At 68.0% G+C, this 12882-nt stretch carries 16 protein-coding genes and 1 pseudogene; 7 read left to right on the top strand and 10 right to left on the bottom strand.

Translation table 11 applies throughout. The annotated features are described in order from the left end of the window. Positions 1 to 27 precede the first annotated feature (27 nt). On the bottom strand, positions 28 to 252 hold the full coding sequence (locus ACWD35_RS12760) for a DUF397 domain-containing protein (RefSeq protein ID WP_451351211.1): 225 nt from the start codon (positions 250 to 252) through the stop codon (positions 28 to 30). Next, the gene (locus ACWD35_RS12755) at positions 249 to 1118 is read right to left on the bottom strand and encodes a helix-turn-helix domain-containing protein (RefSeq protein ID WP_451351424.1); all 870 of its coding nucleotides are present in this window, start codon (positions 1116 to 1118) and stop codon (positions 249 to 251) included. Before ACWD35_RS12755 ends, ACWD35_RS12760 begins: the two co-directional genes overlap by 4 nt. A gap of 173 nt (positions 1119 to 1291) precedes the next feature. Between ACWD35_RS12755 and ACWD35_RS12750 the strand changes: the two genes are divergently transcribed. The 4 genes from ACWD35_RS12750 to ACWD35_RS12735 are packed head-to-tail and all read left to right on the top strand — an operon-like array spanning position 1292 to position 5757. Beyond that, entirely contained in the window at positions 1292 to 1813 is a 522-nt protein-coding gene (locus ACWD35_RS12750; RefSeq protein WP_451351210.1) for an ATP-binding protein, read from the top strand. A 36-nt stretch (positions 1814 to 1849) separates the two neighbouring features. Continuing rightward, entirely contained in the window at positions 1850 to 2041 is a 192-nt protein-coding gene (locus ACWD35_RS12745) for a hypothetical protein (protein WP_451351209.1), read from the top strand. A 51-nt stretch (positions 2042 to 2092) separates the two neighbouring features. After that, positions 2093 to 4372 (top strand): McrB family protein, encoded by a 2280-nt coding sequence (locus ACWD35_RS12740; protein WP_451351208.1) that lies wholly within the window; start codon positions 2093 to 2095, stop codon positions 4370 to 4372. Continuing rightward, a complete protein-coding gene (locus tag ACWD35_RS12735) occupies positions 4369 to 5757 on the top strand; it encodes an McrC family protein (RefSeq protein ID WP_451351207.1) in 1389 nt (462 codons plus the stop codon). Before ACWD35_RS12740 ends, ACWD35_RS12735 begins: the two co-directional genes overlap by 4 nt. A gap of 160 nt (positions 5758 to 5917) precedes the next feature. Here the strand turns inward: ACWD35_RS12735 and ACWD35_RS12730 are convergent, their stop codons facing one another. The 7 genes from ACWD35_RS12730 to ACWD35_RS12700 all read right to left on the bottom strand — a co-directional run bounded on the left by ACWD35_RS12730 (position 5918) and on the right by ACWD35_RS12700 (position 9859). Beyond that, on the bottom strand, positions 5918 to 6070 hold the full coding sequence (locus ACWD35_RS12730; RefSeq protein WP_451351206.1) for a hypothetical protein: 153 nt from the start codon (positions 6068 to 6070) through the stop codon (positions 5918 to 5920). Between the two features lie 485 nt (positions 6071 to 6555). Next, complete coding sequence (locus tag ACWD35_RS12725; RefSeq protein ID WP_451351205.1) at positions 6556 to 6852, bottom strand: DUF6087 family protein; 297 nt, start codon at positions 6850 to 6852, stop codon at positions 6556 to 6558. A 17-nt stretch (positions 6853 to 6869) separates the two neighbouring features. After that, positions 6870 to 8033: an ATP-grasp peptide maturase system methyltransferase gene (gene tgmC, locus ACWD35_RS12720; RefSeq protein ID WP_451351204.1), complete on the bottom strand. Its 1164-nt coding sequence runs from the start codon at positions 8031 to 8033 to the stop codon at positions 6870 to 6872. Then, positions 8030 to 8992, bottom strand: coding sequence for an ATP-grasp ribosomal peptide maturase (gene tgmB, locus ACWD35_RS12715; protein ID WP_451351203.1), 963 nt, complete (start codon positions 8990 to 8992; stop codon positions 8030 to 8032). Before tgmB ends, tgmC begins: the two co-directional genes overlap by 4 nt. A 5-nt stretch (positions 8993 to 8997) precedes the next feature. Further along, positions 8998 to 9258: a putative ATP-grasp-modified RiPP gene (gene tgmA / locus ACWD35_RS12710; RefSeq protein ID WP_451351202.1), complete on the bottom strand. Its 261-nt coding sequence runs from the start codon at positions 9256 to 9258 to the stop codon at positions 8998 to 9000. 230 nt (positions 9259 to 9488) lie between these two features. Continuing rightward, a complete protein-coding gene (locus ACWD35_RS12705; protein WP_451351201.1) occupies positions 9489 to 9695 on the bottom strand; it encodes a hypothetical protein in 207 nt (68 codons plus the stop codon). Beyond that, complete coding sequence (locus tag ACWD35_RS12700; protein ID WP_451351200.1) at positions 9692 to 9859, bottom strand: hypothetical protein; 168 nt, start codon at positions 9857 to 9859, stop codon at positions 9692 to 9694. The genes ACWD35_RS12705 and ACWD35_RS12700 overlap by 4 nt, the downstream gene beginning before the upstream one ends. A gap of 232 nt (positions 9860 to 10091) precedes the next feature. Between ACWD35_RS12700 and ACWD35_RS12695 the strand changes: the two are divergent. The 3 genes and pseudogenes from ACWD35_RS12695 to ACWD35_RS12685 form a co-directional block, all read left to right on the top strand. Beyond that, positions 10092 to 10220 (top strand): annotated as a pseudogene (locus ACWD35_RS12695) (helix-turn-helix domain-containing protein); the annotation flags it as partial. A 141-nt stretch (positions 10221 to 10361) separates the two neighbouring features. Then, positions 10362 to 11345: a transcriptional regulator gene (locus tag ACWD35_RS12690; protein ID WP_451351423.1), complete on the top strand. Its 984-nt coding sequence runs from the start codon at positions 10362 to 10364 to the stop codon at positions 11343 to 11345. A 16-nt stretch (positions 11346 to 11361) separates the two neighbouring features. Next, entirely contained in the window at positions 11362 to 11715 is a 354-nt protein-coding gene (locus tag ACWD35_RS12685) for a hypothetical protein (protein ID WP_451351199.1), read from the top strand. 102 nt (positions 11716 to 11817) lie between these two features. On the opposite strand, the gene ACWD35_RS12680 is transcribed toward ACWD35_RS12685, so the two are convergent. Then, entirely contained in the window at positions 11818 to 12702 is an 885-nt protein-coding gene (locus tag ACWD35_RS12680) for a lamin tail domain-containing protein (protein ID WP_451351198.1), read from the bottom strand. Between the last annotated feature and the right edge of the window lie 180 nt (positions 12703 to 12882).

Here is a 12882-nt window from a genome sequence, read left to right as displayed (position 1 = left end):
GGCGCGGCACGGGTGGATCAGCGCCGGTCACAGTTCGCCGGCGATGACCCCTTCCCGGAAGGCGGCCCACTCCGAGGCCGTGAAGCGCAGGGGTTCCCGTCCGGGGTTCTTGGAATCCCGGACGGCCCTGGCGCCGCTGGGGAGTTGGGCGACTTCTACGCAGTTCCCTTCCCCTCCGCTTGCTGACGCCTTGCGCCACACCGCCGTGGCCAGGTCGACGGCGTACAGGTCCGACTTGCGGTTGCCGTTCACTTGCGCTGTTTCTCCTCGATGCGCGTGATCAGAGCCAACGAGTCATCGGTCGGGAGCGCTGCCGCGACGATGCGTTCGAAGGCATCAGCGAAAGTCCGAACATCGCCGACGCCCTCAACGTAGGACGAGCCGATCAGATTCTCCAGTAGTACCACGTCGGGCATCGGCGGAGGGAAGCTGACCAGGCTGAAACCGCCGACATTCCCCGGGTGCGGTGTGGCATCCAACGGCATGACCTGAAGAGTCACATGGGGCATGTCGGCGACATCGAGCAGCCGCTGCAACTGCTCGCGCATGGTCGTGGGGCGGAGAGCGAACCGCTGGTGCAGGGCGGCCTCATGGATGACCGCCCAAAGCTTCAGCGGGCCATCGGGGCGCGTGAGTACGGACTGCCGCGCCTGGCGCACCTCGGCCAGGGCCGCCACTTCTTCCGGTGTGCGCGTGATCGCGTTCGCCGCGATGCTCTCGCGTGCGTACGCGGCGGTCTGCAGCAGCCCCGGGATGAGCAGCGGGGCGAATTCGCGGATGCTCTCGGCATCCGATTCCAGTGAGATGTAGTCGGCGTAGGACGGGGAGACGATGCCGCTGTACGTCTGCCACCAGCCCTGCTTGCGGGCGTCCTTGGCCAGTGCCTCCAGCGCCGCCACGACTTCCGGGTCGAGCGCGCCGTACGCCTTCAGTAGTGGAGCCACCTCGCCGGGACGGATGTATCCGTTGGCGGTTTCGATGCGGGAGAGCTTCGGCCCGATCCAGCCCACGGTCGCGGCGGCAGCATCGAGGCTCAGACCGGCCGTGTTGCGGTACTGGCGCAGGGCCTGCCCGAGGCGTCGGCGGCGGACGGTCGGAACGGGGCGCATGTTTGGCATGTCGGCAGCATGGCACCACCCGCTGAGGTGTGGCGATGGGAACGAATGGTCGAGTATGCAATTCGGGTGACAAAGTTGCGAGTTCAGGTGCTCAAGCGTCACGCTGAAGTCAAGTTGGTGTGCTCAGCTAGCAATTGCTGCGCTTGGCACGTCTGTCGCCGCGAGGAGGCGCCATGCACCCCACCCCCACCGAGGCCACGCCCGCCCATGCCACCCCCGCCACAACCACCCCCGATCCCCCCGAACTCGCCCCCACCACCCCTGGCTACTACCTCCGCCCCCGCCCCCAGGGCTTGGCCGCCCACATCTGTGCATCGCCTCAAAACCTCTGCGGGGTAAGGGCGTTGACGCGCTCCGCGCTGCTCGCGCACGGCGTGGGGTCCGACGTCGTCGACGCCGTGCAGCTCGTCGTCTCCGAGCTGGTCGGCAACTCGGTGCGGGCCTGCGGAGACCACGTACCGCTCGTCGTGGAGGTGTACGTGACGTCGTACGGCATCGCGGTGAACGTGCACGACCCGGACCCCGGGGCCCTGCCACGGCGAAGGGCGACACCGCTGGACAGTGCCGAGGCGGAGACGGGGCGGGGGCTCGGCCTGGTCGATCTGCTCGCGCCGGACTGGCAGGTACGGCGGTCGGCGATCGGGAAGCAGGTGCGCTGCCGGGTGCCCGTGCCCGCTCAGCCGATCCAGAATTGAACGGCGATACCCGCGCGGTAGGGCATGCCGCCGGGCGTGCGGCGCGATCCGGAAGTACACCGCTCCTGCCGGAGCGGCATCGTCACCGGCGACCGCGCCCGGATGCAGGCACCCGCCGTTGTCTCCGTCCGCGCCGACCGGATCTCGGCGAGGCTTGAACACCGTCCGATCGCCGGATTGTCAGTGGGCGCCGCTATGTTGGTGGCGCTGGAGTTGATCGGCCTGTGACCGGGGCGTATGCGCCGGGGTGGGGCGAGAACGGAGGGGCTGGGGGATGTCATGACCGTGGTCTTCGAGTTGAACGCGCGTGCGGTGCACGGCGCCATGCAGGTGCTCGCCAAGCTGCCGAAAGGTCATGGGCTGGCGTTCCGCGAGGTGTGGGAGCGGGTGCAGGAGCTGGACCCGTCGTTGAAGGCGGACTGGGAGGCGGCCTTCCCGGACCTGTCGACCACGATCAGAACCAAGCTGCGGTACGAGAGCATCAACCTTGGCAAGGCGGGCTGGCTGCGCAAGACGGGCCGGACGTGGAGGCTGACCGGCCCGGGACGTCAGGCGTTCCTGGCGTGCGAGGGTGATCCGGCGGCACTCCTGACCCGCGCGTACGAGAGGTACGGGTATTGGAGTACCGAGCGCGCGGCCTTCGACCGGGCGGCGGAGATCCTTGAGACCCTGCCGGACGCCAACCAGTGGGTGGAGATCGCCGACCTGGCGCAGGCTGTCGGCCTGGACGAAGAGCCGCTGCGGGCATGGCTCCAGAGTCATCGCCCGACCGGCTGGCATCTCGCGCTGGGAGCGGACGGGGAAGTTCCCGAGCAACTCGGTCTGGCGGAGAACGAGTACGACGAGTGGCGCACACTCCTTGAGGAGAGTCGGGTCTATGACCCGGCTGCCTCAGGGGCACATGCGGTGCGCGCACTGCTCACGAAGAGAATCCGGGGGGAGGAGCTTCAGGACCTCGTTCCTCAGGAACTCAAGGCCGCGGCCCCGGAGGACAAGCCGCGTCGGCGGGCCTGGCTCATCCGTGGGACCGATGGGAGGGGAGCGACGCTGATCCGCTCGCTGTGGCGGGAGAAGGGCGTCTGCACGCTCTCGGCGGACCGGCTTCCCGGGCTGGCCGAGGGGGATGAACCGGAGCACGTCCGGCAGGTCGTCGACCTGTACTACACCGATCTCAGCCAGTCCCGGCGCACCGAAACGGCCACCGCCTTCTATGCCTTCCTGTCACGGATGAGGGAGAGCGACATCGTGGTCACCACCGATGGCGACCAGATCTACCTCGGTGAGGTCAGGGGCCCGGCCGTGTCGACCGTCACGGGGGACGGGACCGTTCTGCAGAGGGCGGTCGACTGGAGCAACCTGGACAGCCCGCTCACCATGGACGACCTGCCCGAGGCACTTGCCGGCCCGCTGGGCAACCCGAACTCCGGCCTGCTCGAACTCTCCGAGTTCACCGGCGACCTCGAAGTCTTTCTCGACGAGGACCCCGAGCAGACCCCCACGGGTGCGGTCGACGCCGCCGAACTGCCCGACGCCACACAGGAGCTGGCCGACGAACTGACCATGCGCGACACCGAATGGCTTCAGGACTGCGTGGAACTGCTCCGTGATCGGCCCCAGTTGATCCTGCACGGACCGCCGGGCACCGGAAAGACCTTCGCGGCCCTCGCCCTGGCCCGCCACCTCACGGCGGGCCGGTCGGCCAACGTCCAGCTGGTGCAGTTCCATCCGGCCTATTCGTACGAGGACTTCTTCGAGGGCTTCCGCCCGCGCGCGGTCCCTCTCGCGCCGGAGGAGACCAAGAGCGGGAGCGGCCCGAAGGCCGTGACGGGAGGACCCGCCGGAAAGGATCTCTCGGACGCCGGGTCCGGCATCGTCTTCGACCTGGTCCCGGGCCCCCTCAAGAACCTCGCCGAGAAGGCCGACGATAACCCCGGGGAGAACTTCGTCCTGGTCATCGACGAGATCAACCGCGGCCATCTCGCCAAGGTCTTCGGCGAGCTGTACTTCCTCCTCGAATACCGCCGTGAGTTCGTGCACCTGCTGTACGGCTCGGACAAGGGGCGCCGCTTCAGGCTGCCGCGCAACCTGGTCATCCTCGGCACGATGAACACGACGGACCGTTCGATCGCCCTCATGGACGCGGCCATGCGCAGGCGTTTCTCCTTCATGGAACTGCACCCGTCCGAGGGGCCGGTGGAAACCGTTCTCGCCGACTGGCTGGCGAAGAAGCAGTACCCGCAGGATGCCGCTCGTCTCCTCGACGCCCTCAACAACCGCATCGAGCGGGCCCGGCTCGACGACCGCGACTTCCGGATCGGCCCGTCCTACTTCATGCGCACGTCCGTGCACACCCACCCCAAGGGCCTCGACCGGGTCTGGCGCCACCAGATCCTGCCTCTGCTCAAGGAGCTCCACTGGGGGGACGACGTGGACATCTCATCCGAGTACGGCCTGGAAGGGCTGCGGGAGGAGCTCGGACTCGGCGCACCCACCGCTACCCCGGCCACTGAGGAGGGGCCGGGCGAAGGCGTTCCGGCGGCGCGAGGGGCCGCTGAGTGACGGAGGTCAGCGGGCGGCAGCGGCCCGACATCGCGGTGCGGGCCGCTCTTACGGCGCCTGTCGGCGCCACCGTCGAGGCCGTGCCGCGCGCCACCGGTGTGACAACGGCTCGGCGCGGTCGGGACCCCTTCCCCGTCGATGTAGCCGAGGGTGGCGGATGGAGTGCCTGGACCCTAACCGCCGCACAGGTGGACACGCTCAGCTCCGAGGATGCCCGCAAGCTCATCGAGGTTCGTCCAGCCAGCCGGGGCACGGACCGTTCCCGCTGGGAGCTGAGGGCCAGACGGACGGTCGGTGCGGTCCGGCTCGGCACGGCCGAGGGCGCCGTCCAACTGCGTATCGCCCCGAAGGTCACGGTGGACCGGCTGCTATATCTGCTGGCCTACGCGCCGCGCTGGGCGCGCTGGCAGCCCGACCCGGTCGACGCGGCCGTACGGAACGAACTGTTCCCGGCGATCGCCCACACTTTCGCTCGAGCAGCCGAACAGGCACTCCGTCGCGGCCCGCTGTCCGGATACCGGGGGCGCGAGGATACCTCGATGATGCTGCGCGGGCGGCTGCGCGCAGCCGCTCAGCTCCGCAGCCGCCCGGGTCTCGCCCTTCCGCTGGAGATCTCATACGACGAACACACCCCCGACATCCCCGAAAACCAACTGCTGCTCGGTGCGGCCCGCCGCCTCACCCGGCTTCCAGAAGTCCAGTCGCAGGACCGTGCCAGACTTCGGAGGCTGGACGCCCTGTTGGACGGCGTGACCGCACCGGTGCTCGGAGCTCCCGTGGCGGCGTGGACCCCTAGCAGACTCAATGCCCACTACATCCCGGCTCTGCGCCTCGCCGAGATCATCCTCAAGGGTGCTTCCTTCGAATACACCGACGGCCGGCCGGTCAGGGTCGACGGCCTCCTCCTCAACATGGAGAAAGCCTTCGAGGAGTTCCTCGCGAAGGCCCTCGGGTCCGCACTCGAACGGCAGATCGGAGGGCGCTTCCAAGCTCAGGCGAACACTCACTTCCTGGACGACCGGAGCGAGTACCCCCTCCTGCCGGACCTCGTGCACAAACTGCCGGGTGAGGACGGGGCCCTGCACCCGGCCATCCTCGTGGACGCCAAGTACCAGGACGGCGTCAAGCGGGCCAACCTGTACCAGATGCTGGCGTACTGCACCTGCTTCGGACTGTCCGAAGGACATCTCGTATCCGTCGCGGGGAACGAGGACGGCACGGGGATACGCGTGCCCGTTCCCGGCGGTGCGATCATGCTCTACCAGCATGTGGTGGACCTGTCTCTGCCGCCCCAGGCGCTCACGGCGCGCATCGACGACCTCGCAAGGACGATTGCGGCAGCTCGGACAACAACTCCACGGCCTCGTACGAGCACTGGAACATGATCGTGGGAATGGACCCTATGCAGCGGCTCGTTCGGGCATGGCACCCTGCCGGATTCGGACACGACGCGGCGGCGGTACCTGCCAGACGGGGAGTATGAGCGGATGATGACGTCCGATCCTTCCGGCCCCCAGCGCGCCGATCAGGCCCATCACCGTTGAGTCAGCCTTGGGCCAGGTCGTAGAGCTTGCACGCGGCGTAGCGCACCGCGTCGCCACCGCCGTGGCTGTTGCTCACCAGCTTCATGCGGCGCAGCGTCAGTCGTAGATGGCGTGCCGCATCGCTGCTGTTGTCAGGGCCTGTGTCAAGGAACACCGCGGTCGCGTTACCATCGGGATTCTGCATGATCGCGTCTACGGAATGTCCGTTGACCGGCTGACCGAGCGTGACGCTGCCGACCGGTTTCTTGGCCAGTTCCTGATAGAGCAGTTTGAGTAGCCCGGTCGAGGACGTGGTGTCGCCCCTCTGGGCGGTCTCATCGGCCGCCAGTAGGTGTGGCGATGCTCTTCCGGGGCCGCCAGTAGGTGGCGTCGCCCGCCGCGCTGCTGCGCGCGGCGAGCGCGCGGGCTGGTGGCTTGAACGGAGGCGTAACTGCGTGTCCTTCCGTTCAAGGCGGCCGCCTGTAGCAACGTGTCCTTCCGCGTGGCGACGAAGGCCCCGTCCGGACCGCTGCAGGGAGCGATGTCGTCGCACGTAGCCATCAAGGTAGCCACACAAGCGCACTCCCTGCACGTTTGCACAGGTCATAGCACTGCGGTGGCACTCCCCGGCGTACAGCCCGACTCGTCTGCCCCTCAGGGCTATCGCGGCGCCTGAGGCTTCCTGTGCTTGCCGGTCCCGGGGCCGAGCTTCGGTTCCGGCCCTGAGGAACGGGCGACCTCGGTGTCGGGAAACAGAACGCGCCTCGCCTCCGCGAGATTCGCTGCGAAACCGTAGGGCTCCCACATGTGCCCGTTCCATCGCTGGATCACCCGGGGCGCATCGGGTTTCAGGTGCGACCCACGTGGGCCGTCGCCGCTCACGAGAGGTACGGCGCGGAGCTGTCCGATCCTCGCGTCACGGCGCTCGGCCCACTGGGACAGCGACTCATCGTCCATTCCCGCAGGGTAGTGGCTCAGGCGAGCCGGTGTTCCCAGCGCAGCGAGGGGCTCCGGTCGATCCAGTACAGGTGGGATGTGGACGTGACCCGGAGCCGAATCGCGTCGATGTCCGGCGCCCCGGCGTCCTGCCAGGCGACAAGAGAGCGTTCGATGTCGTCCCACAGAGCCACGGGTCCGCCCTGGCGGACGGTCCAGTTCTCGCCGTCGGCGATGAACTCGGCGAACGACTCCCGCTCCGGGGCGAACAGGTACCGCAAGGGTGAGCCGTCGGCGCGGGCGGCGCGGACGAACTGTGCACCGGGTGCGGCGAGCTGTGCGAGGAAGGCGGGCATCCACTCCTCCAGGAGGAGAGGGGCCACCCGGGTGACCCGCTCACTGTCTGAGTAGGCGGTCCGGGCGGAGAGGTCGCCGGCCAAGGGCGTCACCGCCTGGGCCCGTGCCTGCATGAAGGAGGAGCGTCCGATGATCGTGCCCTCGGCGGTACCGTCTTCGCCGACGGTGACCTTCGCGAGGCCGGTACCCCAAGGCCAGGAGCCGACCGTGCCGAGGACGATGCCACCGGGCTTCGTCTGCCTGATCCACGCGTACGGGATGCGGCGGACCGCGCAGGTGGCGATGACCCGGTCGTACGGCGCCCGGTGCGGGTGACCGAGGAGTCCGTCGCCCGTCACCGTCCACGTCGAGCAGCCGGCGGAATCCAGGGCGGCGTCGGCGCGTGCCGCCACCTGAGGGTCGACCTCAATCGTGGTGACGTTGTCCTCGCCGAGGTAGTGGCACATCAGGGCCGTGGAGTAGCCGGTGCCTGTGCCGATCTCCAGGGCACGGTGTTCCGCCTTGAGATCCAGGGCCTCGATCATGCCGACGACCGTGGTCGGGTCGGTCGAGGACGACGTGGGCACGCCCGCGACGGGTTCGCCGGTCTGGTCGGAGGTGAGGTGGCCGTCGAGCTGGGTGGTGAGGGTGTCGAGGCTGTACGCGATCTTCAGCCACTCGTCCGGGTCCGTACCGACGGCGGTGACGGGCCGCCAGGTCCGTCCCTCGTCGAGGAAGACTCCGGGATGGAGGAACTGCTCACGGGGGACGGTTTCGACGGCTCCGCGCAGCCAGGGGGATTTCAGGACGCCCTTGCTCGCGAGAACGGCCGCCATGCGGCGCCGCTCGGATGCCGGGTCGGTCATCGGCGGTCTCCTTGCATGAGTAGGTCGGCGAAGGCGGCGGACATCGGGAGGCCGGTCTCCGTCTCCAGCCACCCCCACTGCCCATTGGGATTCAGCTCCAGCCACCAGTAGTCTCCCGCCCGGTCGACCGCGAGGTCGAAGCTTCCTGATACCAGCTCCAGTCGGTTCAGGTAGGCGTGCAGTGCCTTGTCCACCTGGTCGGGAAGGTGCTCCACGGTGTAGGTCAGGGCGCTGTAGTCCTTGCGCCAGTCCAGTAGTTCGGAGTCGATGCGCACGGCGAACGTGCGCCGCCCCACGACCAGGACGCGGAGGTCGGCGACCTTGTCCACGCGGGCCTGGAACATGTGGGGCGCGACGCGAACGCTGTCGTCGATCTCGTCGACGGTGACGGGGTCAGCCCATCCGGTCACGGGCACGCCATCACGCGTATAGGGAGTCCACCGCAGCGTCTTGAAGATCGCGTCTCCTTGGATGCGGATGAACTCCCGCGCCTCGGACGGGTTGTTGGTGACGAGGGTGGGTGCGACGGTGAAGCCGAGCTGCTGGGCGAGAGCGAGTTGGGCGGGTTTGTAGTCGGCCGCTGCCATGCGTAATGGGTGGTTGACCCAGAGCGGGCCGTCCAAGGCGTAGAGCGTGCCCCCAAGCCCGTAGCGGACTTGCGCCGCCGCGAAACGGGAGTCGTCCGGGGACAGGTTGGGGAATGACGGCCACTCCGGGCGGCGCCAGTACACCGATCGGACGCGGGGCAGGTCGACGGTTTTCGACGGGGTGCGCACCTGCCCGACCACAGGGGCGGCCGGGCAGGTGCCGAACCGAGCCGAGACCGTGAGGTCCTCGCCGATGTCGGCGGGGTTGAACCGGACCACCGGCACATCGCGCCGGTTGAGGTCGGTGATCACCATGTCGGCGGTGATGTCGTCCGCCTCGGTGGCCACCAGAACAGGCCCGTTCTCGGTCATGGTCATCAGTCCTGGTTGCTGTCCTGGTCGTGACCCTGGTCGTTCCGGGAGTCCGAGTTCGTCGTCGTGGAGGTCTCGGTACCGGAGCTGGTGCCGTGCTTGCCCATCTCGACCACCTGCCCGGCGCGGTCGCGGAACACCCCGAGCTGCGTCGTGGGGTCGATGGCGACCGTGGCATGGGGCCGGCGGATGGTCGTCGGGTAGGGCGCGAGTCGGCCCACACCCCACGGCCGCGTCAGGGTGGGAAGTACGACGGAGGTGGTCATGAGACTCCTTGAGTTGAAAGTGGAGTGGTGCAGGAAACCGCTCACCCAGATGCGGGACGTCCCCGAAGGCGAGGGTCTGATCAGGGTGAGCGGGGCTTGAACGTCTGCCCCACGGGGGCAGAGCTGGCTGTTCTCCTCCTGGCCCTCTCCGAGCTGGGGGAGGGGGAGGGATCGGGCGCTGTTCTCCACCCGCGCCGGTAGCGTGCGGACGGCGATCCGTGGACACCGCCTCAGAGGCGAGCCGCCTGGATGTTGTCGGCCGCGGTCGTCCACTCGATGCCACTCTCGGGCCGGATGTGCGCGACCCGGACCGTGCCGTGGCTGTGGAGCTTGTGCGTGACGGCGACGAGCACACCCTCCCCACGTGAGGCGATGTCGCGGACGTTCGTGTTCAGGAGCGGGTGCTGCTCGTAGCCGTCGGGCCCGACCGGGTTCACGTCCCCGTCTCCTGCCGGGCCTCGATGCGGCGCATAAACCTTTCCCAGCCGCCGGCCGCCCGTACCCGCAGAGCCCGGCTCGGTGCACCCGGTTGGGGCTTCGGCGGCGTGTACGTACGGCCGCCGGCGCCGGGGTTCATGCGGGGCAGTTCGGAGGTTGTCACGTGGTCGCTCCTCTCTGATGGGGCAGCAGCCGGCCGCAGCCTGAACGGGACGCAGCGCGCGGCCCGCTGCCTCGGGGGAGCCGCCCGAGGGTCCTTCAACCTCTGAGCGGCGTGTGACCAGTGAACGACGATCCGTTACCGTCTCCCAGAGCGGACCCCGCGCATTGATCAGGCGTTTTCCGGGCATCGGGTGTTGCGAGCGAGGAAGGTGCTCTTCGTGAGGGGAGGCCAAATGGCTTTAAGGCGTAGGCGCTTTGCCGAGCGGAGGGTGGCAAAGGGTTACTCTCAGGAGGAATTCGCAGAAGCTCTTACGGTGGCCGCGTCCACCGTGGTCCGTTGGGAAAGTGGCCGTGCCACCCCACAGCCACACCAACGGCCCACGATCGCCAGCCTGTTAGGAGTCACCCTCTCCGAGCTGGAAGGGCTTCTCTTCGAAGAACAGCCAGCCGAAACCGCCGTGCTTCCTGACACCCCACCCCTCCTCCACGGTGATGATGACGATATGAAGCGCCGCGATGTCCTGGGCCTGCTCGCCGTCACGGGCGCGCTGGTCACCCTGCCCAGTTCGGACGAGGCCCCGCGAGGACACACAGTGGTGGCGCTCCTGGAGACAGGGGAGGAGCTGCACCGCAGTCTGTGGCAGGTCTTCACCCTCTCGGATTCCAAGCCGACCGTCTTTCCGGCGGTCCGCAAGCAACTCGACGTCCTGACGAAGGGCCTGGCCGAGGCGCGTACCCCAGCGGACCGGGCCCGGCTGTGCACGATGACGGCCGACCTCTACCAACTCGCCGGCGAACTCTTCTTCGACGCCAACCGGTACACCGACGCTGCCCAGTGCTACACGCTCGCCGCCAACGCCGCCCATGCCGGTGGTGACCACGACCTCTGGGCCTGTGCCATGACCCGCCACGCCTACGTCGAGTTGTACGCGCGACGCGCGCCCGCTGCCCAGCCCCTGCTGGCGGCGGCCTCCCGGATCGCCCGGCGGGGCGACAGCGCACTGTCCACCCGCCACTGGGTCGCCTCCGTCCAGGCTCAGGCGTACGCGGCCATGGGAGACATCGACGGATGCACCAGGGCCCTCGACGAGGCTGAGAAGGTGCACTCCCTCGATGGCCACTCCCACAATGGTGGCTGGCTTCGCTTCGACGGTTCCCGTCTCTCCGAGGAGCGAGGAGCCTGCTACCTCCAGCTCGGCCGTCCCGACCTCGCGGAAGACGCCCTCTCCGCAGCCCTCGCCCAACCCTTGTCGCTGCGCCGCCGCGCCGCTGTGCTGAGCGACCTTGCCGTCCTCGGGATCCACTGGGGCGATATCGATCAGGTCGTGCAGTACGCGGAGGCAGCTCTTGGTCTGGCCGACCGGTCGAACTCGGGATTCATCGGCAAGAAGCTGGACGGACTCCGAGGGCGTCTTGCCCCGCTGATGTCCGATGGCCGAGTCTCGGATCTGGATCACCGAATCGCGGCGCTTTCGCGTACCGCATGACGAGAGGGACACGTGCATGAGTGACGGTCGGATCTTCCGCGAGGCGTGGATCGCCGGTGTGACCAAGCACTACCCCGGTGAGCCGAAGCCTGGCTATGTCACGCCGTGGGACGAGACACCCGAGTGGGAGCGCGAGGCTGCCGCCGCCGTGTACGGACAGGTGCGCGACTTCATCAGGATCAGCGAAGGGCATGCCACGAGGCTCACCCGCGAGCAGAAGGGCCGCTTCGTCGCGATCTGCTGGACCGCCCAGATGTTCAAGCACTTCAAGGACCCGAAGCCCGGATACGTCGCCGACTGGGCCGACCTGCCGACCTGGCAGCAGGAGACGGACTCGGACATCTTCGAGCGCATCGAACAGGCTGTCTGATCTGCGAGAACGGCGAAGCCTCCGTCCGGACCGCTCCAGGGCGGGGGCGTCTCCTTATGTAGCCATCCAGATAGCCACGGAAGCGCCCCCGGCTGTTCTGGTTCAGTTGTGGGTGCAGTACTGCCAGCCCTGGTGCTCGGAGTCGTCGTAGGAGCAGTTCGACAGGCGTCGGTTGCTGCTGTCGGACAGGAACCCGGACGACTTCCGGTTCGGCCAGAAGTACGAGGTGCGGTTCATGTACAGGGTGCTCGTCGTGTTCGTGCCCTTTCCGGTGCGCACGGTGACCGTCTTCCCGGGCTTCAGTGTGAACGTGGGCAGCTTGTACAGGCTGTCGACGCCGTTGTAGATCGTGTCCCCGCCGATCTTCACGTCCGTGGTGCCGTAGTTCTTCAGTTGCACGTACTCGGCGTTCAGGCTGGAGTTGGTCCCGGTGTCGGAGCCCGGCGAGTCGGAGTACACCTTGGCCATGCGGACCGACGAGCGGCGATAGCCGGAGCAGAAGCTGTCGGCCGACTTGGGTCCCGTGTGGACGTCGTAGTCATAGTCGGGGACCGGGTTGAGCACGCAGCCGATGCCGTACAGCTCGTGGTTCGCGGGCCTGAGGGAGAGCTGCTTGTAGAAGGCCCCGAACTCGGAGGTCCACGCGTAGTAGTTCGCCAGTCTGGGCCGGCCTCCGATGGTGACGACCATCGTCTTCCCGGGCGCCAGTCTGGTGCCCGGATCGAAGTTCATGCCGTATCTGACGCCGTTGTCCTGGTCGAGGGTCTCCAGCGTGGCACCGCTCAGGTCGACCGTCTGGGTGCCCGTGTTCTTGAACTGCACGTACGTGTTCATGCCGTTCGACGACGGGTCCCACCAGTGGACGGACACGAACCGGATCGCGGCGACGTCGTCGGTGGTGGTGGTACCCGTGGCGTGTGCGGGCATGGCGATGCCGAGGACGGCGGTCATGGCGGCGAGCGCGGTTATGGCCGTGCGGTTCTTCATGGGTCTCTCCCTGTCGGTGTCCGCTTGCGGATGCTGGGTACGACGAAGTCCCCGCCGGGTTCGGTTCGCTCCGGGAGCGGGGGCTTGGCCGTGGTTTTCGCTGTGCCTGCTTCTGACTGGTCATCAGCCTGATTGGACCGCTGGGGGCTTGGAGGATTTGGCGGCAGGTCCAGGCCAATG

It is taken from the genome of Streptomyces sp. NPDC002671, from assembly GCF_053592475.1.
This window is presented reverse-complemented; position numbering and strand designations above follow the sequence as displayed.